Raw genomic sequence first — 23,180 nt, 5'->3', positions numbered from 1 at the left:
TATGAAAGCAACAGCATATATCCTTCTTATTTCTCTTTTTATCAGCTCATGTAATCATACAAAAACAGAAGAGGAATCCACAGACAACAATCTGATTGAAATAAGTAAACAACAGTTCGAAGCGGAACAAATGGAGCTTGGGACCATTGCTCAAATTGCCTTTCCTGCTAAACTCTATTTTTCAGGTTATATCAAACCCAGTACCAATGGTTGGGCAAAGGTTGGACTGCCTGTTGAAGGTATTGTTCAGCAAATAAAGGTTAATGTTGGTCAGGAAGTTAAAAAAGGTGATCCTTTGTTTGTGATTGGTGGAAATCCATTTATCGATTTGCAAAAAGAATTTGCTGAATCGAGTGCCCGACTTAATCAATTAAAGGTCGATTTCAACCGGGTTAGTCTGTTATATAAAGAAAACATCGGAACAGAAAAAGAATTTGTTACAGCTCAAAGTGCCTATCAATCAGAACTGGCAATGAACAATGCGATAAAAATGAAGCTTGAAAACATTGGTCTGAATGTAGATCGAATCGCCAAAGGTTCATTGTATACATCCTATACGATTACCGCACCTATCAAAGGATTTATAACTGATATCAAAGCAGTGGTTGGAGAGTACACTGATCAACAGGAAGACCTGACTTCCATTGTTGATAACGAGCAGTTACGTTTGCAGCTCATTGTCTTCGAGAAAGATATTGCATCTGTTCATAAAGGACAAAAAGTTGAATTTCACGCCAGTGGAAACCTACAGGAAATTGCCTTTGCCAATCTTGATTTTGTTGGAAAAACAGTAGATCCGGATTCAAAATCTATTGAATGTTATGCAAGTATCGAGGCTGAATATCTCAATAAATACATCAACAACCAATATGTTGAAGGAGAAATTATTCTAAGCTCAGATACCGTTTCAGCACTGCCGGTCGATGCTGTTATTCAGGCAGATGATCAAAGCTACATTCTTTCCCTTGAGCAGGAAACGGATAGTAGTTATTTATTTCAAAAAATTCATTTACAAGAAGGTAGAATCACAAAAGATTATGTGGAGGTGATAGAAAATCCAAATGTTGATAAAATAATCATCAAGGGAGCTTATAATATTATGGTGGATTAATGTCAGAATTTACCGAATGATTGACAGTAAAAACACTTTCATAATCATCAATCAGTTATATTCATATGCTATTTTTGCCTGAACGCAAATTTCAAAACAACATAACTATAAAATCCACCTTGTGATGAAAAATACCCGGATAGCGAATGCATTTTTAATAGGATTGACACTTTTCGTATTTGGATGCGGTCAGACAGGCTCGTCAAAGAGTACAGAAGATGCCATGAAAGCATATTTACTTACTTATTTTAAAGACAATACACACAGTTTACATTTTGCCCTAAGCACCGATGGTTATACATTCACTGATATCAATAACGGGCAACCTGTTGTTGGAGGTGATACCATTGCTGATCAAAAAGGAATTCGCGACCCACATATAACCCGTGGCAAGGATGGAGCCTTTTACGTAGCTATGACTGATTTGCACATATTTGCAAAGGAAGCCGGATATCGCGACACTCAGTGGGAAAGACCACAGGAAGAGTATGACTGGGGGAACAATCGTGGTTTTGTTCTGATGAAATCATTCGATCTTATCAACTGGACACACAGTAATATACACCTTGATAAGGTATTTCCTGAATTAGAAGATGTTGGTTGTGCCTGGGCTCCGCAAACCATTTACGATGAAGCAACTGATAAAATGATGCTGTATTTTACGATGCGTATGGGTCACGGGCTAACCAAACTGTACTATGCCTATACCAACGACGATTTCACTGAAATTACAACGTTGCCTAAATTATTGTTTGATTATCCGAATCCGGAAGTACAGGTATTAGATGCCGATATTTGCCCAATGCCCGATGGAAGGTTCTGTATGACCTATGTGGCACAAGAAAGACCAATCGGAATAAAACACGCCTTTTCAAATAGCATAAACAGTGGTTATGTATACAGTGACGAATGGATTGATTTGGAACCAGGTTCATGCGAAGCACCCAATATGTGGAAACGTATTGGCGAAGATAAATGGGTTTTGATGTATGATATCTATAGCATTAATCCTCACAACTTTGGATTTTGCGAAACAACAGACTTCAACACTTTTAGCGATTCAGGTCACTTCAACGAAGGTGAAATGAAAACCACCAATTTTACTTCACCAAAACATGGAGCTGTCATACAGTTAACAAAAGAAGAAGCTGTGAAGCTGGCAACTCACTGGAAATTTGATATCAAATTCTGATACCTTAAATAAAAAAACTCCATCCCCAATACACATACGTTAATCACTTATAGGTATTGGGGATTTTTATGCCCGATCGGGATACAACCCGTTTCAGCCAGTAAAACTATTCAGAACCATATTAAATAAAACAGGGTTTTCCTTTGATTTCAAAATGATCTTACTTTTTAATTAAAAAAGTTGTAATTTGAGTAAGGTTGAAAGTGTACGGGAAAATATGCCTGATGATAAGTTTTTAAACAAAGTAAAAGCAATCATTCTTGATCATCTTGAAGATGATTCATTTGGGGTTGCCGACCTCGCTCATGCTATGGGTTTGAGTCGCTCTCAACTTTTCAGAAAACTAAAATCCATTTCCAATCATTCGGCCAATCAGATCATCAGAAACATACGACTCGAAGAAGCTTTAAAGCTGCTACAGGAAGATCGTTATACGGTTTCGGAGGTGGCTTTTAAAGTTGGATTCAGCAGCCCTTCATACTTTAATAAATGCTTCCACGATCATTATGGTTATGCCCCTGGTGAATATCAAAAAATAGTTCCTGAAAAAGAAGCATCAACAGAAAAACCGGTAAAAGGTAAAGTTAATAATGTACTTAAGATTGCATTACCTCTTGTTTTAATATTTATCGTTGTTCTGTTTCTATTTCTGATTCGTAAGAATAGCAATACATCTATTCAGGCAGCTTCATTATCAGACCGATCCATTGCAGTTATGCCGTTGTTGGATCTTTCGGAGAATGCTCAACGCGAGCACATTGCTGTTGGCCTTACCGATGCAATTATTCTGGAATTATCAAAAATTAAAAGTCTGCGGGTCATATCCAGAGGCTCAGCTATGATGTTTCAGGATTCTGTAATGCCCTACTCCAAAATTGCAGAACAGCTGGGCGTTAACCTTCTGCTGGAAGGCTCCATTGTTTACAATGGTGACAGTATGCGCGTTACAGTTCAGTTGATAGAACCATTTCCTAAGGAAAAACATTTATGAGCCAATAAATATGAAGAAAGTTCACTGAACATGATTCATCTTTCGAACGACATATCGAATGCCATTGCCAATGAAATGAAACTGGTTGTTGATGATTCAAAAAAAGCTCCGCAAATAAACCCAAGGGTTTACGATCTTTACCTGAAAGCACATCATTTATGGCTGACTCAAAAACCTCAATCAATCAGAGATGCCATCGAGTTTCTTGAGCAATCGATGACCATTGATTCGGGTTATGCTCCTGCCTACAGCTTATTGGCAGAATGTTATATCAGCCTGAATAAGTTTATTCGAAACAATGACGAGAAACTTAAAAACAGGCAAAACGGCAGAGCCGCCATTGACAAGGCGCTGGATAAAGCCATCGAAATAGACGGATCTTTAGCCGAAGCATACATCACTAAAGGTAATATTCTGGGTAAATTCGATTACAATTGGGAAGGCATGAAAGAAATGGTTGATAAGGGATTACGGTTAAACCCCAATAATTCAACCGGATACATAGCCTTACATTATTACTATTCGGTAAAAGGAGAATTGGATAAATGTATTGAAATGGCCAAAAAAGCTGAAGAGCTGGATCCTCTGAATCCCCGAACATTAAGTACGGTGGCAAATGCCTACGTATTAGCCGGAAGATATACTGAAGCCATTGAACAATACCAAAATGCCATTAAAATGTTCAGCGATTACGGATTTGCCTGGGATGGACTTGGATATGCCTATTATATGATGGGCGATACAGCCAAGGCCATTGAGGCATGGAGCGAATTGCACCGCATTATTGGCAACCCCGAACTGGTTAAATACTACCAAACCGAATCCTTTCATAACAGCATCCGTTTTTGGTTAGATAAAACCACATCCGGTGAAAAACTGTATTGTTCCAATCCTTCTATCATAGCAATGGTTCATCTTTTTGTTGGTGATCCTGAAGGAGCAATGGATTATATCGAATTTGCTTATCAATACAAACACCTCGACTTACCTTTTATCATTATCAAACCCAATTTCCAAAGTTTATACAGCCACCCCCGCTTTAACGAAATAGCTAAAGATATTGGAGTGAACCTCGCCAATTATAAGAAACGAAACATTTGATTTGCAAAGCACTATTTGTCTAATAGATGCAACAATTTTAACATGTATTGCAACATTATTCAACAGCTGCGAAACATTCTTGTGACGAACTTTGATCCATATCTTTTTAAATCAAAACGTCATGAAAAAATTCAATTATTTTGCCGCTATTTTTGTTCTCTTAATGCTATTCTTTGCCTGTGAAAAGAATGAAATTCAACCAATTCCCAATCAGGCTGAACTTAAATCAAACACCCTATTAACCGGTGTTGACGAATGGGGTTTTAACTATCAGGCCCAGTTATTCGATGGTTATCTTATCAATGCCATATTTGGGGATCCTGCCTTTGCTGAAATGGAACATTATAAAACAATGGTTTACAAGGGTGAAGGACCTGAATTTTGGGAACAAGTCATTAAAAAGTATGATTATTTCGGATTTTTGATGCTACCAGAACTACTCGACTGTAAATTAAAAATGAAATGGAACACCGATTTGCTGGGTAAAGATGGTATTTATCCAGAAACCTGGGTTAATTCCGACGCCTGGATAGTTTTCCATTATTCAATGAATACCAAAGATCAAAAATGGTCGCAGGTGCGTAAATTGGTCGCCCGAAACAGCAACTACGAATTGATAGACGGGTATTGGTATAACGAAGAAGGAAAAGAAGTTGGTAAAGAGTCGTATTACTGGCCCGACCTAATGATTATTCAGGTGATTAATACAGGAGATAATCCATTCGTACCAATGGCAATGCCCGATGATTACATCAATCCAAATGGTTCGGGTGTTGGCAAATATAAGATGAAGTAAATATACTTCTACAAAATCTCCCGTTGGTCAATGGGAGATTTTTTTTACTTTTATTCGAAAGAATAATCCAATCGAGATGTCTGAATTCATTATCCGGGATGCAAATCCAAACGATATTCCTGTAATCAAAACAATATGTGACGATGAATTTGGCAATGGATATTTTAATTCTTTTAGCGAATATCTTTTTGTCAATCACTCAATTCTGAGGGTTGCCACTCAACAAAATACAATCGCAGGCTTTTATTTTTCATATGCTGATCAAGAAAATGATTCAAAAACAGGCATCATTAAAACATTGGCTATTCATAAACATTTCCGCCAAAAAGGCTTAGGGACTAATATATTTGGAGATGCCTGTATTCAACTGAAGCAATTGAAAGTACAAACAATTAAAACAATCATCTGGAAACACAATGATGATCAGGCAATCAAAAATATCTTAGATCAATTAGATTTTAAATTGGAATATGAAATTGCTGACTATTGGAAAGAAGAGAGCATTTTAAAAGGGTATGACTGTCCCGTTTGCGGAAATCCTTGCAAGTGTTCGGCCAGTATCTATTCGAAATCAATCTGAATTTTTATAGTTTTTATAAAAACCAAACAAGGCATTTTTCAGATGCCCTGTTCCTGTTAAAGTAAACAAACTTAATCGTGTTCACCTGTGTGATGCTGATGCTTTTTCAGATAGAAAAAGGCAAAGAATATACCAAAAAGTACAAGGCCTGTGAAAATATAAAATGCTGTCATTGTCTCATTTTTAAAGTAAAATGCAACATCTGTTGAAACAAGTATCATCGCAATTGTCTTAAGCAAGTTTAGACTGATTCACAAACGATACACCAGATCAAACAACCCAACCATTGCCGTTACAATGACTCATACAATCAAATAACTTCTCAACTACAAAGATAGTAACAGAGCATAGGAAAGTAAACAGATTGAAGCGACAAGTTGATGTGTGTTCAGCCTTGTAATATTTAATTATTTCCAGCTTCTCCTAATCGTTAAATAGGTAATGTATGAAACCGCAACCAACCAAGCAACAGCCCATACAAACTGAGGCAAAAAAGGGAGCAACTTTGTAAACTGAGCTAAATCGGATGAAGGTCCACCGTTAAAATCCAGGAAAATGTAAAACAATGTGGTGGCTCCAATAGCCAGTAAAGTGTATACCTGAATTGTTTTGGAAGCCTTCGACAACCAGAAGAAAAGTGCTGCAAACACCAACAATAAAACGGTTGATCCAATGCTGTTAAACCACACAATTGCGCTGAATGTCAAAACAGCCATTATCAAATACAAAACCCATTTAATATACTTCTCTTTATACAAAGCGACAAACAATATCAGATTACCCCAAAGTGCACTTCCAATGTATCCGCCCGGTATAACCAGTATAGCCCAACCTCCGGCAACCATTGCGTAACCCGAGCCATCATTATTTATTTGTATTCCATGAACACTTCCTCCTGTAATCAGCGCAAACAAGGCATGACCTGTTTCATGAAAAATAGTAACCAGCAATGTAATGGGATAAAGCATCAGACTTCCGTATGGAACAAACCTGATAAGCACCCAATAAAGAATGATGGAAAGCAGAATGAAAAGCAGTTTTTTATTCATGTCAGTTAGGTATTCGCGCAGCTGAAAATACTACTTCCTCAATAAATGATTAATGATCTTACCTAAGTCTTCTTTGAGTCGAATAAGTTCTTCAACTCCCATAGGTCCTTCTAATAACTGGGATGCCAGCCTCTCAGGAATCAATACTGCTTTTTCTTTTAACTCGTTTCCTATTTCTGTAAGTTTCACGATTACTTTACGCTCATCTTCCTTTGACCTTTCACGATTAACCAATCCCTGAGTCTCCATTCGCTTTAACAAGGGAGTAATGGTATTGGTATTTAATATCAGCTTCTTGGCAATATCATTAACAGGCATTTCATCCTTTTCCCATAAAATCATTAACACCAGGTATTGAGGATAGGTTATTTCCAACTCATCCAGGTAGGGTTGATATTCCCGTGTTATCAATCGCGACGCTGCATAAACAGGGAAACAAAGTTGATTTTCGAGTTTTAACTGATCGTATTTCATAATTATATCGCAGGAGACTAAATCACAAAGTTGCAATTTTTTTAGCCTCCTGCCTATTCATTTTCATTAATTAAGAATGTCATCCAGATATTTCTCAATCTTTTCCGGCTTTGTTGTGGGAGCAAATCGCTTTAAAGGCTTACCATTTTTATCAACTAAAAACTTTGTAAAATTCCATTTGATCTTGTTGCCAAATGTTCCTTTCAATTCACTTTTCAGATATTTATAAAGCGGATGAGCATCATCTCCATTAACATCTATTTTTGAGAACATTGGAAAGGTAACTCCATAGTTAATCATGCATCCTTCCGAAATAGATTTTTCATCACCCGGCTCTTGGTTTGCAAACTGATTACAAGGAAAACCTAAAATTACCAGACCTTTATCCTTGTACTTCTTATACATGCTCTCCAATCCTTCGAACTGAGGTGTTAAGCCACATTTACTGGCAGTGTTCACCACTAAAACTGTTTTCCCTTTATATTCTTCCATAGAAACGGGTTTGCCTTGCAAACTCTTCGCTTCAAAATGATAAAACTGACTCATATTTAATTTTTTTGGCTGATAGCTATTAGTCATATGCTACCATTTGTTGTGTAAAAACTATGATTACTGGCTTGCAACTATTGCCTGTTCTTATTAAACATTGCACAAAACACTCCGGTTGACCATAAAGCCCAGATAATTAATACTGGCTGAAAAAACAGACGAATAAATCGCGCACGGTCTGTATCCAATCCAAAGGCATCAATCTGATTAATGTACTGAGAAATATTTCCAGGGAAAATCAGCACATAAAATACACCTAGTGCTAAACCGGCTATGATTTTATATTTACCCGAGAAGATCATCGATAACCCAAGAATAATTTCTACTATACCTGAAGCCAATACCACAAAATCAGTATTTAAAGGTAACCAGGTTGGAACCTGTGCCACAAATTCACTTCTCAACCATAAAAGATGGCCCGTACCGGCATATACCATAAATGATCCAAGCAAAATTCTGAAAACGTTTTGCCAATTATTTGTCTTTATGCAAGTTGAATTGATAAGTTGATTTTTCATTAATTCTAAAGTTTAATTTATATCGTTCGCGATACAAATATAATCTGATATTTTATATCGCGTGCGATATTATATGTACTTTAACATCATTTAACTTTAACAATGTCTATGCAAAAGCATCTTTCGGTTGGCTTTAATTTTATGATTGACATCTAATTATTACCGATAATTATTATTTTAGATAAATTTTTAGACTTAACCAGAATGTTCAAACAATCCATGCTGGGTTACATTATCATCGCTTTGATGATATTAACCGCCAACTCATGTCAATCCGACAAAGAAAAAAGTACTGTTAAAGAGGTTGTATACAACGAAAAAGTAAGTGCATTCACTTCCGGAATTATTTCCAATGAAGGTGTTATACAAATTCAGTTTTCATCCAAAATTGATGGAATTGAAGGCGGGCAGGAAGCCGATTCCAAATTAGTGACTTTTAAACCTGCCATCAAAGGTAAATTAGAGTGGCTTGACAGCTACACCTTACAATTTGTTCCCGAGAACAGACTTCCTTCAGGAACTGAATATGGAGTGAAGGTCAATCTGCCAAAATTGTTTGAAGAAGAAAAAGATGATTTCGAATTTTCATTTGCAACCATCAAGCAAAATTATCGATTGGTTTCAACCGGATTAGAGCCTTTAAGTGCCGAAGAACTGGAGAAAAATACCTTTAAAGGTAAAATTACACTTGCAGATAATGCTGATAATGCTGAAGTCGAAAAAATACTTAAAGCTAGCCAGGATGGTAAAGAACTGGAAATAGAGTGGTCTCATGTTGCCAGTGAAAAATCTCATCAGTTTACAATCAAAAATGTTATTCGCAAACAACAGCAGGGATTACTTATTCTTGCCATGGATGGATCTTCTATTAATGTTGATAAACAATCAAAAGAAGAAATAGATATTCCTTCACTGAATGATTTTAAAGTTATCTCTACCAAGGTAATGATGCATCCTGAACAACACATTGTTGTTATGTTTTCCGACCCTTTGGATAGTAAGCAAAACGTATCCGGACTGGTAAGTTTAGGAAATGTTGCAGATTTAAAATATGAAATCGATAACAATCGCTTAAAGGTATACCCACCTTATCGATTATCCGGTAAAAAAGAAGTCGTTGTTCATCCAGGAATAAAAAATAGCCTCTCCTATCCTCTTAGTGAAGAATCGAGATATGAGTTATTGTTTGAAACTCCCAAACCTAATATCAGTTTGATCGGAAACGGGAATATCTTACCCAATTCTGATGGTTTAATATTTCCTTTTAAAGCAGTTAGTCTTAAAGCGGTTGAAGTTCGTATTATCAAGATTTATGAATCCAACGTAGCTCATTTTTTGCAGGTTAACGACTTAAGTGGAAATAATCAGTTAAAAAGAGCTGGCCGTTTAATTCTCAAAAAAACCATCCGCCTGGATAAAGACCGTTCATTGAATTTAGCTGAATGGAATATCTTTTCACTTAACCTGACAGATTTAATTCAGACTGAACCGGGTGCAATTTACCGGATTGAACTGAATATGAAAAAGAAACACAGTTTCTATCCGTGTAGCGAAGGTGAGAATGAACAAGAAACGGTTATCAAGGAAGAAGAAAACGAAATTACAGAGGCTGATAAGGCCTATTGGGATAGCCCGGACAGCTACTACAGTTCTTACTGGGATGATTACGAAGATTACGACTATAACTGGAGGGATCGTGAAGACCCTTGTACCGATTCGTATTACAGTAATAAATTAATTGCCAAAAATATACTGGCATCTAATATTGGTGTAATTGCCAAAAAAGGAAACAGTAAAGAAATTGTTATTGCTGTTACAGACCTGAGAACTGCGCAGCCTATTGCCAATGCTGATGTTGAAATACTCAACTACCAAAGTAAGGTAATGGGTTTGTTAAAAACAGATGCCAATGGCCTTGCAAAAATCCAAATTGAAAATCAGCCTTTCCTGGTTGTTGTCAAAAGTAACGATCAACGAGGCTATCTGAAGCTTGTGGAAGGTAATTCACTTTCATACAGCCGCTTTGACATTAACGGTCAGCATGTTCAAAAAGGGATGAAAGGCTTTATCTATGGAGAGCGCGGAGTTTGGCGACCGGGCGATACTTTGTTTGTATCCTTCATTCTGCAAAATAAAGGTGAGGCTCTTCCTGCAGAACACCCTATTGTTTTTGAACTGTTAAATCCTCATGGACAAATCATAAATAAGCAGGTTAGCAATCTTCAGAACCGCACATTATTTTCATTTAAAACTGCCACACCGGATGATGCTCCAACAGGCTACTGGACGGCAAGAATAAATGTTGGTGGCAGTAAGTTTGAGAAAGGACTAAGAATAGAAACAGTTAAGCCTAACCGCCTGAAAATAAAGCTTGACTTTGGGAAAGAACGCTTAAGCCCGGGTGAAGCAATGAATACCGAAATGGAAGTAAACTGGCTTCATGGCGCAGTAGCCCGCAACCTTAAAGCTGATGTTTCGGTTACTTTGAATCAAACTCGTACCCAGTTTAAAACATATCAGGATTATGTCTTTGACGATCCTGCTCGATCATTCGAATCAGAAGAATATACTGTTTTTGACAGTGAACTGGATGCCAGTGGTAAAGCTCTTATTGATGCATCCATTGATGTGAAAGATGCAGCACCTGGAATGTTAAAGGCTTCCTTTATGACCCGTGTATTTGAGAAAAGTGGTGATTTCAGTGTGGATCGATTTACCATACCTTATGCACCTTATCCAGTATTTGTAGGTATCAAAACACCAAAAGGTGATAAGCGAAACATGCTTTTAACCGATACTGCTCATATTATACGAGTTGCAACACTGGATGCCGATGGTAAACCGGTAAGTGTAAAGAATTTGTCGTACTATGTTTACAAGGTTAGCTGGCGCTGGTGGTGGGAATCATCACAGGATAATCTGGCAAAATACATCGGATCACGTCATCAGAATATAATATCAAGTGGTAAAGTAAGCACCGTTAACGGTGATGGTCAATTTACCTTCAAAATTAAGTATCCCGAATGGGGCCGTTATCTTATCAGAGTGGTTGACGATAAAAATGGTCATGCTACCGGTAAAACAGTCTATGTCGACTGGCCCGGATGGGCCGGCAAACGCCAGAATAAAGACGCCTCTTCGGCTGCCATGCTAAGCTTTTCATCCGACAAACAGAAATACAATGTTGGAGAACAAGCTACGATTACTTTCCCATCCTCAGCAGCCGGCAGAGCTCTGGTATGCATCGAGAACGGAAATTCAGTGATGAAAAGCTGGTGGGTTGATCCACAGGAAGGAAGCACCTCCTTCAGTTTCGACGTTACTGAAGAGATGACTCCTAACGCATATGTTTCAATTACCTTGTTGCAACCTCACTCACAATCAGTCAATAACCTGCCTATCAGATTATATGGTGTTATTCCATTGATGGCTGAAGATCCACGTACACACTTAAGTCCAGTGATTGATATGCCGGATGAGTTACGTCCTGAGCAAAAAGTGACTATCAAAGTAAGCGAGCAAAACGGACAAGCTATGAGCTACACACTGGCCATGGTTGAAGATGGTTTATTGGATTTGACCCGTTTTAAAACACCACAACCCTGGGATTATTTCTTTGCCAAGGAAGCTCTGGGAGTTAAATCCTGGGATTTATACGATCAGGTTATTGGAGCATACGGAGGTCATATCGAACAAATGTTCAGTCTGGGTGGAGATGATGATATGTCGGCTAAAAAAGGCGGCAATAAGGCTAACCGCTTTAAGCCGGTTGTTAAGTTCTTTGGCCCTTATTCCCTTAAACCGGGTAATACCGAAGAGCATACATTTATGATGCCCCGTTATATTGGTTCTGTTCGCACTATGGTGATTGCTTCAACAGAAAATGCATATGGTGATGCTGAAAAAACAACACCTGTTCGGAATCCATTGATGGTTCTTGCCACTCTTCCTCGTGTACTGGGCCCTGACGAAGAAGTTGACCTTCCGGTAACAGTATTTGCCATGAAGGAGGGTATCAAAACGGTTAAAGTAAAAGTTGAATCTAATGATTTACTTACCGTTATTGGCGAAAATTCTCAAACCATCAATTTTAATCAGATAGGAGAGGAAATAGCTATCTTTAAAGTGAAAGTTAAACCAACCATTGGCGTTGGTAAAGTAAAGGTAATGGCCAGTGCATCCGGCGAAGAAGCTATGGATGAAATTGAACTGGAGGTTCGTAATCCAAACCCTCGAATCACAACGGTTTCTAAAGTTCAGATTGAAAAAGGTCAGTCTCAAAAACTGGAATTTACCTTACCAGGAATAAAAGGCACTAACCATGCTTCACTTGAGGTATCTTCTATCCCTCCAATCGATTTTGGACGACGATTGAAATACCTTGTATCTTATCCTCATGGATGTGTTGAACAGACAACTTCAGGTGCTTTCCCTCAGTTATTCCTGAGCGATTTAATTGAGAGCGGAGATCAGTTTGAAGAAATAACAGCCCGAAATATTCGTGGTGGTATCAATCGACTGGCAGGTTTTGTCCGTCCTGACGGTGGTCTAAGCTATTGGCCGGGTAGTAATGAATCAAACGACTGGGGCACAACCTATGCAGGTCACTTCCTGCTTGAAGCAGAAAAGAAAGGTTATCAGCTCCCGGTTGGATTTAAAAACAAATGGATCAAGTATCAACGTACACAGGCACGCCAATGGAGTCCTAACAAACTATATCGCGGACGAGATCTGGCACAGGCTTATCGTTTATATACCCTTGCATTAGCTGGCGAACCTGAGTTAAGTGCCATGAACCGTATGCGCAATCAAAGCTATTTAAGTCTGCAGGCACGTTGGAGACTTGCTGCAGCCTATGCTTTAGCGGGTCATAAAAATGTTGCAAACGAACTGGTGAATAATGCATCAATGGATGATTTTACCGAGTACGACCGTTACTACAGCTATGGATCTAACGAACGTGATATGGCTATGGTAATTGAAACATTGGTTTTACTCGATCGTCAGTCAGATGCAGCGGATTTGGTAATGAAATTATCAAAAGCCTTATCAAGTCAGCAATGGATGAGTACTCAAACAACAGCCTATTCCTTATTGGCAATCAGTAAATATGCCGGTTTATCAGGCGTAAGCAAAAACATCAGTTTTGAATGGGAAGGAGCAAATCAAAAAGGAGCCAAAGTTGAATCTGAGCTTTCTATCTATCAGACAGAGCTAAACACAAGCAACCTGAAAGGAGAAATCAATATTAAAAATAAGTCGCAAGGTGTATTATTTGCAAGAGTAATAATGGATGGTATTCCTGCAGCAGGAGATAGCACATCCTTGTCGTCTAATTTACAAATTAACGTGGTTTATAAAGATCTTTCGGGTAATGCCGTTGATGTTACAAGACTGGAACAGGGCACTGACTTTATTGCTGAAGTGAGTGTGAAGAATCCGGGTACTAAAGGTAATATTGAGAATCTGGCTTTAACTCAGATATTTCCATCCGGATGGGAAATTCGTAACACACGAATGGAAGATATCAAGAGCGCTCACGAAGCTGACATTCCTGATTACCGTGATTATCGTGATGACAGAGTTTATTCGTATTTTAACCTGATGAAAGGCTATTCGAAGAAATTTGTTATTATCTTAAATGCCGGATATACAGGTAAATATTATTTACCTGCTGTTAGCTGTGAAGCCATGTACGATAATACTGTTGCAGCACGAAAACCCGGAAAATGGGTTGAAGTGGTTAATGCAGGTGAATGATGAAGAAAAAACCTTAAACTTAACTTGATGTGAAGCAAATCAAAGAGAATAATTTTGACTGCGGATACAAAAATAGAATGTATCAAAATAAAATAAATCACTGTAAATCATTGATATTGTTTATTTTGCTTACAACTGCCCTAATTTGGATTGTATTGTTAGTATAACAAAAGGCAGCTTAATGCTGCCTTTTTCTTTATTGCTTAATCACTTTGTATGATCTATCTCCTTTTTTCGTTGAAACTTTTATCATGTAGAGTCCCTTATTCAATTCGCAGCAACTTATCAGATTAATGCCAGAAAATACTGGTCTTTCGAGCAACCTAGCTCCACCCATACTATATAAACTCATTTTGCCAGCTACATCAGACTTAATAAATAAATTGCAGTTGAATACGGTTGGGTAGATAACTACATTTTCAATCGACAAATGATCCAAATTGGTTGAATAATAAAAAAATCTCTCCCTAATATCATTAACATACACCAATGCCTCATCATCCCAGTCTTGATAGGTCTTACTCAATATCTTTGAACTTCCTCCATCATAACTATAAATCCATTTCTCTCCTTCTTTTTGTATCCAATCTCCGTCACCACTTTTAGTTTCTGTTTTGGTTTCTGTTGTATTTCCAAAACCATCAAACATTTCTGATTCCTTTGTGGCTCTGGATAATACACCGTAGCTGTATGATTCTGTAATATTGTATTTTAATAAATTGGTTTGATAGTCCATGGTGTAATAATACTTCAACCAGGTTGACTGACTCCATATCTCATCCAATTCACTTTCATAATCCTGCATCTGTAACCATGTCCATCTGAAATCATTGTTCCACCCTTCATTGTAAGTCTGATAGGTCTCAATTGTAGTTGGTGGTGTGCCACCTCCATCGCCATCGGGATAGGTAGCCACTAATCGTTCGATGTCTTCGTAATAAGAATCGTTTTCGGGTTCTTCGTGGGGGAATGCAGGTCCATTATAGGTTTGATAGGTATAAGATTCAACATAACTACTTTGAACATGTCCTTCAGGATTCCAAAAATACCAACTAACATCAACGTATCTGCCAGTAAGATTAAAACGGGAACCATCAAAATAATACTCGAAGCCTCCATTTAACAGGTTAAAATCATTATACGTCCAATCATACTTCCAACTTGCAATCCATTCACCATTGTATCTGTCATATTCTGTTTGTTCTGTTAATAATCCATCAACATATACATATTCTGTTTTGTAACCATATATCTCGATCCAACCATCTGGAAAATCGTAGTAATAACTGATTTCACCAGTAAGATTACCGTATGCATCATAAAACCGTTCAACCCAACTACCATCCGACAAAACCCAATCTGTGCCATCCCAATAATAAATACACTTCTGGCATAAAACTCCATAATCATCATAGGTATATGAATACTTATAATCATTAACCCAATCAGTTTCGACAAACGATTCTTTTATCTTATCCAATAGTTTATTATCATCTCCATAGGTATAAGTTATCCTCTCATATTCTGATTCTGAAATCCAAAGAAATCCATATTCATTATAAGTGTAATTGGTTGTTACTGGACCTCCCCAAGTATTGCCGTCCCAGCAATCTGTAATCACATATAAGGGCTGATAAACCTCAGTGGCGGTTTTTAAGAAAATAGAAGTTTGAGGCTTTTTGTGTGAATTTTTTTTCGAAAGAGGCTTTTCTGCGAAGGTAACTGCCATAAAGGCCAGCCCGAAAAACAGAAGAACAGACCGTTTCATGGGTAAAAGTTTAGTCAATAAATACATTAAATCCAGGATATTACATCAAAATATAAGGCATTTATCAGACAAAAGACAGATTTGAGTAATTTTTTTGATAAATAATTTTCATTACTCAAAAAAAAAAGAGCTGCCATTGCTGACAGCTCTTTAGCATTTATTGTTTTATGACTTTTTGAACATTTTGTCCCTGACTCGTAACTACTTTAATAATATATATTCCACTTTCTAATTTTGCTCCATCAATAGAATTTACACCGGAGTTAATCGGCTTTTCAATAACTTTGGCTCCTGCTAAATTATATACCATAACTTTTCCTGAGTAAGCCGACTGTACAGCTACATTGTTTTTAAATGCAGTAGGATAAATTTTGATTCCTTCTTTGGCTAATAAATCAAGGTTTGTAGCAGTATAATCATATACTTCGCGCATATAATTCACATACATTTCTGTATCTCCATCCCAACTCTGATAAATCTTTTCTAATACTTTGGGAGTAGCACCTTCGTAGGTAATAATAGTTTTACTACCATAAATCTGCACCCAGCCGGTACCGTCATTTGTTTTATTAAAACTCTCAATTTCTGCACCAAAAGCATCAAATATTGTTTCGTCATGAGATCCACTTAGAATATTTCCAGAGCCATCATATGAAGCATAAAAATAACGCCAATAAGTTGAATTATCGCGGTATTCACTGGTAACATACCAATTACCAGCAATATACTCTTCTTCCATGTAATTGTCATAATTACCATCATATCTTGTTTCGCGTGACACATAATCCCAACTACTTCCGTTCCATTCGGAATAAGTACTGGTGAACACAGGTGGAGTTCCGGTACCTGTATAGCCATGCATATCGCCTTCTTCCTTTTCAGCATTGACAAAAACACCTCCGTCTGCATCCCATACTTGAAGTATTACCGATTCGATATAACTATCTTGAGTAAAACCATCAGGGTTCCAGATAGCCCATACCACACTTGTATATCTGCCTAGAAGTGTTTCAATCTCTCCGTCAACTTCGTAGACATTGGCTTCTATTAATACATCCTGAGCATCGTACATATAAACAAATTTCATTGACATAGAACTACCTCCTTCTAATTCAATACTATATTCCACTCTTCCCTGGGCGTCATAATAGTAATCAGAGGAATATTCAAGAACCCATGCACCACCTACCCTATCGTAATATTTCTCGCTAATTAATCGGTCTTGCACATCTCTAACATATTCGTCTTTCCATCCCCAGTCTTCCTCCCAGGTCATCGTGCCTGAATTGTAATGCGAAGAGATGACTGATATTTGTTCACCATTCTCGTATTCATAAACATTTCGGTAACCCCACTCTAAAACCCAATCACTTCCACTCCAACTATACCATCCATTCTCCGTCTCATTACCTTCAGAATCATAGGTATATCTTTCTTCATTGGAGTTAATCCACATAGAGCCATCCCAATATTGGGTTTTAACACTTGTAACCTGCCCACTAACGTCATAGGCATAAATCATTTTATTATAATCATTAAAACTGGTCTCAAGCAGACCTTCCGCATTATAAGTGAAAGTATAAACCGAAGGGTCGAACCAATCAGTCCCACTCCAGTTATAGGTAGTCATTCCCATTGGATTCTCGGTAGCAACTGCTGCCTTCAGAGTTGTTGCCACTTTAAATTTTGCATGATGGCGTTTTTCTTTTTTAAATGGATTTTCTGCAACGGAAGCAACCGTAAATACCACTAAAAAGTACAAAGTAAATGTTGTTTTCATTCCCTATTATTTTAGTTAATAACCTAAAAGAATTAAGATGGTTGTTTTATAATATAATAAATTTTCGAAATAAAAGACAGGGTTATCCTTTACTATTTGATGAATAATCTTGATTTAACATTTACTGGCTTAATTGTAAAGAGTTGAGCTGAAAGTTCGGAGATAATCAAAAATCAACTATTTTTGCATTTTTGCTAAAAAACACAATACAGACATATGGCTCAAGAAGACGTTTTTAAGAAACTGGTTGCACATTGTAAAGAATATGGATTTGTTTTTCAATCCAGTGAAGTGTATGATGGATTAGGTGCGGTATATGATTACGGCCAGAACGGTGTTGAATTAAAGAATAACATCAAAAAATACTGGTGGGACTCAATGGTACTTTTACACGAGAATGTAGTAGGTATTGATGCTGCCATTTTTATGCACCCTACAACCTGGAAAGCTTCAGGACACGTGGATGCATTCAACGATCCTTTGATTGACAATAAAGACAGTAAAAAACGTTATCGCGCTGATGTTTTAATTGAAGATCTGATTCAGAAATTTGAAGAAAAAATCAATAAAGAAGTTGAGAAAGCAAAAAAACGCTTCGGCGATTCTTTTGATGAGAAACAATTTCTTGAAACAAATCCACGGGTTTTAGCTAACCAGGAAAAGATTAATACCGTTCATGGTCGTTTTGCCAAGGCTTTAAACGATAATGACCTGGAAGAACTTCGTCAGATTATTATTGATTATGAAATTGCCTGTCCTATCTCAGGTACAAAAAACTGGACTGATGTGCGTCAGTTTAACCTGATGTTCTCAACTGAGATGGGTTCAACGGCAGATGGAGCTCAAAAAATATATTTACGTCCTGAAACGGCTCAGGGTATTTTTGTAAACTACCTAAACGTACAGAAAACAGGACGTATGAAGTTACCATTTGGTATTGCTCAAATTGGTAAAGCTTTCCGTAACGAGATCGTTGCCCGTCAGTTCATCTTCCGCATGCGCGAATTCGAACAAATGGAAATGCAATTCTTTGTTCGTCCGGGTGAAGAAATGAAATGGTTCGAATTCTGGAAAGACTTTCGTATGAAGTGGCACAAATCATTGGGAATGGGCGATGAAAAATATCGTTTCCACGATCACGATAAGCTGGCTCACTATGCTAATGCTGCTACTGATGTTGAGTTTAAAATGCCTTTCGGGTTTAAAGAAGTGGAAGGTATTCACTCTCGTACCGACTTTGATTTATCGCAACACCAGGAGTATTCTGGTAAAAAGATTCAATATTTCGATCCTGAATTAAATAAGAGCTATGTACCTTATGTGGTTGAGACTTCGATTGGTGTTGACCGTATGTTCCTGAGTATTATGGCGGGTGCATACAACGAAGAAGAAGTGGAAGGAAAAGATGGTAAAAAAGAAACCCGTGTGGTTCTTAATCTTCCTCCTGTTTTGGCTCCGGTTAAATTAGCCGTAATGCCATTGGTGAAGAAAGATGGTCTGCCAGAAAAAGCGCGTGCAATCATTGATGATCTGAAATTTGATTTCAACTGCCAGTACGATGAAAAAGACAGTATCGGTAAGCGTTACCGCCGTCAGGATGCCATTGGTACTCCTTACTGTGTGACTGTAGATCACCAATCACTGGAAGACGATACTGTTACCATCCGTTACCGCGATACAATGGAACAGGAACGTGTTAAAATATCAGAACTTCGAGGTATAATTGCCGAAAAAGTAAGCATGAAAGAACTATTCAAGAAACTTGCATAAGTTCTGATTTCTAAAAGTAAATACACCTTTTAGCATATAACTAACCCGCTGATATAGATTAGCGGGTTTTTGTTTTCGATCAACTGAAATACCTATACTCTTTTTGTTTACAATTAGTATGTGTATTTTCACGTCAAATAAAAAATAAAATCATGATTGACAGAATAAAAGCCCTACTACCCTACTTAGGTGCCATTCTTATTTTCATTGTTCTTAGCGTATCTTATTTTACCCCCGTACTGGAAGGTAAAAAATTACCTCAACTCGATAACTCTCATGCCATTGGCATGTCGAAAGAACTGGTTGATTTTGAAAAGCAAAGCGGAGAAAAATCAATGTGGACCAATTCCATGTTTGGTGGAATGCCAGCTTATCAGATCAGAGGCGATTCTTCAAAAAATCTTTTTAGTTACCTGAATCGTTTCACGCGATTAAACCTGCCTTACGAAACAGTTGCTATTGTATTTCTGTATATGCTGGGCTTTTATCTTTTATTGTTAAGCCTTCGTATTGATAACTGGCTGAGCGTTGTAGGTGCCATTGCTTTTGCTTTTGGGTCATATAACCTCATCATAATTATTGCCGGACATATCACCAAAACATATGCCATCGCCCTGATGGCGCCAGTGGTTGCGGGTATTTTATATGCCTATAACCGTAATAAATGGCTGGGTGGTTTAATTACTACGGTAGCTCTCGGTATGGAAATAGCCTACAATCATGTGCAGATAACGTACTATCTTGCTTTAATGGTGCTGGTCATCATAATAGCAAAGCTAATTTATGCCATCAGAGAAAAAGCCCTGAAAGCATTTACTCAAACTTCAGCTGTTCTGGGTTTAGCTGCCTTACTGGCTATTTTGCCCAATGTCACAAACCTGATTACAACCTACGAATACGGTAAAGAATCCATCAGAGGAGCTTCTGAATTAAGCGCCAAAGATGGCGAAAAAGAGCATTCCGGTTTGGATATTGATTATGCTTTCAGCTGGAGCTATGGATTGCACGAGACACTTACATTAATGATTCCAAACATTGTAGGTGGTGCATCAGAACCTTTGGCAACCAATGAAGGCGCAATGGAAAATGTCGACAATCGGTTAAAAGAATATGTTGGCCAATCGAGCCAATATTGGGGTGGTCGGGTATTTACAAGTGGGCCGGTTTATGCCGGAGCTCTTATTTGCTTCTTATTCTTTATTGGAGCGTTTTATTACAAAGGAAAAGAGAAGTGGTGGCTGATTGCTGCAACTATTTTATCAATAATGCTGGCATGGGGAAAAAACTTTGAAGCATTTAATCACTTCATGTTCTATAATTTCCCTCTATACAATAAATTCAGAACCGTTGAAATGGCATTGGTAATTGCATCGTTTACCATGCCTGTTCTGGGATTTCTGGGCTTGAAAACGGTTATAGAAAAGCCGGAATTAATTAAACAGGATAGCAAATGGTTTTTAATTGCTTTCGGATTAACCGGAGGTATCAGTCTACTCTTTGCATTGATTCCGAGCATTTTTGGAATTTATGATTTTCTAAGTCCTCAGGAAGCAGATGCTATCTCTGCTCAAATAAAACAAGGTGGCGATCAGGCAATGATGTATAAATTACTGCAGGATAATCTTATTGCAGCACGTCAGTATTTAATGACTTCTGATGCCTGGCGATCGTTTATCTTTATTCTTATTGGTTCTGCTTCTTTATGGCTTTATTCACAAAATAAACTGGCTTCTCGTTACATTATCTGGGGATTTGCCATTCTTATCTTCATTGACTTATGGGGAGTTGATAAGCGTTACTTAAACAACGATAAATTCGAATCCAAGACCAAAGCAAAAGAAGAATTTGCCAAGTCAAAAGCCGATGAAGCAATTTTAAAAGATCAGGATTTGTATTATCGTGTATTTCCAATCTATCGCGATCCATTTAAGGATGGTTTTACACCTTATTGGCACAAATCTGTTGGTGGGTTCCACGGTGCCAAATTACGCCGTTATCAGGACTTATATGACCGATATATCTATAACAACTGGCAAACCTTGATGCAAACATTGCAAAAGGCTCAAACCATTGGTGAATTGGAAGAGGAGTTGGAAAACATGCCAATCCTGAATATGATGAATACCAAGTATATCATTTATAATCCGGGAGCTGCACCCGTTTTTAACCCATCTTACATGGGTAATGCATGGTTTGTGAATAAAGTAAAAATAGTTGCCAATGCTGATGAAGAAATTGCAGCAATTGGTGGTGTTAACCTACATACGACTGCTGTTGTTGATGAACGTTTTACAGATCAGGTGAATGGTTATTCGGCAGATTCTATTCAGGGCAGCATTAATCTAATGAGTTATGCGCCAAATAAATTGATTTTCGAAACAAACACACCACAAAAGCAGATTGCTGTTTTTAGCGATGTTTATTACGATAAAGGATGGAATGCATATATCGATGGTAATAAAGTTGAGCATTTCAGAGCCAATTACGTTCTGCGTGGTCTAATGATTCCGGAAGGAAGCCACACCATTGAATTTAAATTTGAACCGAAAAGTTTTTATACTGGTCAATGGTTGGCAGCTATCAGTTCGATTCTTATTCTGTTATTAATTGCAGGAGCAGGGTTCTGGATCTGGAAGAATAAAAAAGCTTAATCTGAACAGATAATTATATAAAGCTGCTTCCTCAACCGAAGCAGCTTTTTTTTATATTATCAATCCATAAATTCAACAGAATCCCCGACTCTAACAGTTCCTTTGGTCTTATGTAGCAAATTCATACCAAACATCACCTTCCCTCTTTGTAACCGATAAGTTGATAAGGTTTTTAAGGGTTCGGTACTTTTTTCAGCCGTGTCTCTGTTGATTGTAGTAATTACGCAGCGTGAACATGGTTTTACTCCCTCAAACAGGGCTTCACCAATTTTCCACCTGCCCTTCCTATCTTCAGTATGAGGTTCCCCTCCTGAAATCACCAGATTAGGTCTGAAGCGCTCCATTTCAACACTGGTATCCAATTTTGTATTTAGTAAGTCAAGCGATTCTTCACTAATTATTAAAAGTGGATAACCATCACTGAAAGCTGTTTGTGAACCTTCAGGTGCATACCGCGTATCTACCCTCCTAATTGCATCATCAGGCATCATTACCAAATGAACCTGATGCTCAAATATTTTGCTTAGTTCTCTGTCGATGTTTTCATCAACTATCCGGGCCTTAATAACATCGCTCCAGACTTTTACATCCATAGTTCGTTCACTAACAAGCTGGAAAGGAACATGTAAACTCCAGCCAGGGAACTGACGGTTTTTTATTTCAAGGCCCTTTTCATCTAATTCAACTACAAAGAAGCACATATGTGCATTTTGCCTCTGTGTAACAAAATTACCTTCAGTATCAACCACCATCCAGCGTCTGTCATACTTTAATCCAAAATCATCCAGTTCACATTGTTGCATGCGAACGCCTCCCATCGACTTTATAGGATAAACAGTAATCTGTGTCAAGTACATTTTGGATTTATTTTTTGATTATACCTATTTGATAATCAAAAGTAGCAAAACTAAGATTATTACAACAACCTGATAGGTTATAAAGTAATGTGGAAACTTTAGTCTTCGTCTGACTAGTTTAATGGGTACACGTTGCTCATTCATTATTTTGTGGATTAAGGTTTAGTAAAGATAATATTTGACACGTTAATGACAATGATTTTATAGAATGAACTTTTTTCAATAATTCTATT

The 23,180-nt window shown here is 37.6% G+C and carries 16 protein-coding genes; 9 read left to right on the top strand and 7 right to left on the bottom strand.

Annotation, left to right across the window (positions count from 1 at the left end):
* Position 1: 1 nt before the first annotated feature.
* The 6 genes from ACRD62_RS00745 (at position 2) to ACRD62_RS00720 (ending at position 5,771) form a co-directional block, all read left to right on the top strand.
* Complete coding sequence (locus ACRD62_RS00745; RefSeq protein WP_430818207.1) at positions 2 to 1,111, top strand: efflux RND transporter periplasmic adaptor subunit; 1,110 nt, start codon at positions 2 to 4, stop codon at positions 1,109 to 1,111.
* A gap of 124 nt (positions 1,112 to 1,235) precedes the next feature.
* Positions 1,236 to 2,303, top strand: a complete 1,068-nt coding sequence (locus ACRD62_RS00740) for a glycoside hydrolase family 43 protein (RefSeq protein ID WP_430818206.1) — start codon at positions 1,236 to 1,238, stop codon at positions 2,301 to 2,303.
* 187 nt (positions 2,304 to 2,490) lie between these two features.
* Positions 2,491 to 3,294: a helix-turn-helix domain-containing protein gene (locus tag ACRD62_RS00735; protein WP_430818205.1), complete on the top strand. Its 804-nt coding sequence runs from the start codon at positions 2,491 to 2,493 to the stop codon at positions 3,292 to 3,294.
* 30 nt (positions 3,295 to 3,324) lie between these two features.
* The gene (locus ACRD62_RS00730; RefSeq protein WP_430818204.1) at positions 3,325 to 4,395 is read left to right on the top strand and encodes a tetratricopeptide repeat protein; all 1,071 of its coding nucleotides are present in this window, start codon (positions 3,325 to 3,327) and stop codon (positions 4,393 to 4,395) included.
* 121 nt (positions 4,396 to 4,516) lie between these two features.
* Positions 4,517 to 5,191, top strand: a complete 675-nt coding sequence (locus ACRD62_RS00725) for a hypothetical protein (RefSeq protein ID WP_430818203.1) — start codon at positions 4,517 to 4,519, stop codon at positions 5,189 to 5,191.
* Between the two features lie 76 nt (positions 5,192 to 5,267).
* Positions 5,268 to 5,771 (top strand): GNAT family N-acetyltransferase, encoded by a 504-nt coding sequence (locus ACRD62_RS00720; protein WP_430818202.1) that lies wholly within the window; start codon positions 5,268 to 5,270, stop codon positions 5,769 to 5,771.
* A 407-nt stretch (positions 5,772 to 6,178) separates the two neighbouring features.
* Here the strand turns inward: ACRD62_RS00720 and ACRD62_RS00715 are convergent, their stop codons facing one another.
* From ACRD62_RS00715 to ACRD62_RS00700, 4 genes are all read right to left on the bottom strand, one after another.
* A complete protein-coding gene (locus ACRD62_RS00715) occupies positions 6,179 to 6,820 on the bottom strand; it encodes a M50 family metallopeptidase (protein ID WP_430818201.1) in 642 nt (213 codons plus the stop codon).
* 30 nt (positions 6,821 to 6,850) lie between these two features.
* Positions 6,851 to 7,294 (bottom strand): MarR family winged helix-turn-helix transcriptional regulator, encoded by a 444-nt coding sequence (locus tag ACRD62_RS00710; protein WP_430818200.1) that lies wholly within the window; start codon positions 7,292 to 7,294, stop codon positions 6,851 to 6,853.
* Between the two features lie 66 nt (positions 7,295 to 7,360).
* Entirely contained in the window at positions 7,361 to 7,840 is a 480-nt protein-coding gene (locus tag ACRD62_RS00705) for a glutathione peroxidase (protein WP_430818199.1), read from the bottom strand.
* Between the two features lie 77 nt (positions 7,841 to 7,917).
* Positions 7,918 to 8,361, bottom strand: coding sequence for a DoxX family protein (locus ACRD62_RS00700; protein WP_430818198.1), 444 nt, complete (start codon positions 8,359 to 8,361; stop codon positions 7,918 to 7,920).
* Positions 8,362 to 8,565: 204 nt separating this feature from the next.
* Between ACRD62_RS00700 and ACRD62_RS00695 the strand changes: the two genes are divergently transcribed.
* The gene (locus ACRD62_RS00695; protein ID WP_430818197.1) at positions 8,566 to 14,121 is read left to right on the top strand and encodes an alpha-2-macroglobulin family protein; all 5,556 of its coding nucleotides are present in this window, start codon (positions 8,566 to 8,568) and stop codon (positions 14,119 to 14,121) included.
* A gap of 196 nt (positions 14,122 to 14,317) precedes the next feature.
* Here ACRD62_RS00695 and ACRD62_RS00690 read toward each other — a convergent pair whose 3' ends face one another.
* A complete protein-coding gene (locus ACRD62_RS00690; RefSeq protein WP_430818196.1) occupies positions 14,318 to 15,889 on the bottom strand; it encodes a T9SS type A sorting domain-containing protein in 1,572 nt (523 codons plus the stop codon).
* A 157-nt stretch (positions 15,890 to 16,046) separates the two neighbouring features.
* The gene (locus ACRD62_RS00685) at positions 16,047 to 17,669 is read right to left on the bottom strand and encodes a T9SS type A sorting domain-containing protein (protein ID WP_430818195.1); all 1,623 of its coding nucleotides are present in this window, start codon (positions 17,667 to 17,669) and stop codon (positions 16,047 to 16,049) included.
* A gap of 216 nt (positions 17,670 to 17,885) precedes the next feature.
* On the opposite strand from ACRD62_RS00685, the gene ACRD62_RS00680 reads away from it, so the two are divergent.
* On the top strand, positions 17,886 to 19,439 hold the full coding sequence (locus ACRD62_RS00680; RefSeq protein ID WP_430818194.1) for a glycine--tRNA ligase: 1,554 nt from the start codon (positions 17,886 to 17,888) through the stop codon (positions 19,437 to 19,439).
* A 152-nt stretch (positions 19,440 to 19,591) separates the two neighbouring features.
* On the top strand, positions 19,592 to 22,090 hold the full coding sequence (locus ACRD62_RS00675) for a YfhO family protein (RefSeq protein ID WP_430818193.1): 2,499 nt from the start codon (positions 19,592 to 19,594) through the stop codon (positions 22,088 to 22,090).
* Between the two features lie 59 nt (positions 22,091 to 22,149).
* On the opposite strand, the gene ACRD62_RS00670 is transcribed toward ACRD62_RS00675, so the two are convergent.
* Positions 22,150 to 22,947: an MOSC domain-containing protein gene (locus tag ACRD62_RS00670; RefSeq protein WP_430818192.1), complete on the bottom strand. Its 798-nt coding sequence runs from the start codon at positions 22,945 to 22,947 to the stop codon at positions 22,150 to 22,152.
* Between the last annotated feature and the right edge of the window lie 233 nt (positions 22,948 to 23,180).

Source organism: Carboxylicivirga caseinilyticus (assembly GCF_050589785.1).
GTDB classification, from domain to species: domain Bacteria; phylum Bacteroidota; class Bacteroidia; order Bacteroidales; family Marinilabiliaceae; genus Carboxylicivirga; species Carboxylicivirga caseinilyticus.
The sequence above is the reverse complement of the archived record's forward strand: the minus strand, read 5'-3'. Positions and strand labels throughout refer to the sequence as shown.

Coding starts and splice junctions, on each gene's coding strand:
- ACRD62_RS00695 (WP_430818197.1), top strand. CDS start 8,566: ATGTTCAAACAATCCATGCTGGGTTACATTATCATCGCTTTGATGATA.
- ACRD62_RS00700 (WP_430818198.1), bottom strand. CDS start 8,361: ATGAAAAATCAACTTATCAATTCAACTTGCATAAAGACAAATAATTGG.
- ACRD62_RS00730 (WP_430818204.1), top strand. CDS start 3,325: ATGATTCATCTTTCGAACGACATATCGAATGCCATTGCCAATGAAATG.
- ACRD62_RS00715 (WP_430818201.1), bottom strand. CDS start 6,820: ATGAATAAAAAACTGCTTTTCATTCTGCTTTCCATCATTCTTTATTGG.
- ACRD62_RS00720 (WP_430818202.1), top strand. CDS start 5,268: ATGTCTGAATTCATTATCCGGGATGCAAATCCAAACGATATTCCTGTA.
- ACRD62_RS00745 (WP_430818207.1), top strand. CDS start 2: ATGAAAGCAACAGCATATATCCTTCTTATTTCTCTTTTTATCAGCTCA.
- ACRD62_RS00725 (WP_430818203.1), top strand. CDS start 4,517: ATGAAAAAATTCAATTATTTTGCCGCTATTTTTGTTCTCTTAATGCTA.
- ACRD62_RS00740 (WP_430818206.1), top strand. CDS start 1,236: ATGAAAAATACCCGGATAGCGAATGCATTTTTAATAGGATTGACACTT.
- ACRD62_RS00675 (WP_430818193.1), top strand. CDS start 19,592: ATGATTGACAGAATAAAAGCCCTACTACCCTACTTAGGTGCCATTCTT.
- ACRD62_RS00710 (WP_430818200.1), bottom strand. CDS start 7,294: ATGAAATACGATCAGTTAAAACTCGAAAATCAACTTTGTTTCCCTGTT.
- ACRD62_RS00680 (WP_430818194.1), top strand. CDS start 17,886: ATGGCTCAAGAAGACGTTTTTAAGAAACTGGTTGCACATTGTAAAGAA.
- ACRD62_RS00685 (WP_430818195.1), bottom strand. CDS start 17,669: ATGAAAACAACATTTACTTTGTACTTTTTAGTGGTATTTACGGTTGCT.
- ACRD62_RS00670 (WP_430818192.1), bottom strand. CDS start 22,947: ATGTACTTGACACAGATTACTGTTTATCCTATAAAGTCGATGGGAGGC.
- ACRD62_RS00690 (WP_430818196.1), bottom strand. CDS start 15,889: ATGAAACGGTCTGTTCTTCTGTTTTTCGGGCTGGCCTTTATGGCAGTT.
- ACRD62_RS00705 (WP_430818199.1), bottom strand. CDS start 7,840: ATGAGTCAGTTTTATCATTTTGAAGCGAAGAGTTTGCAAGGCAAACCC.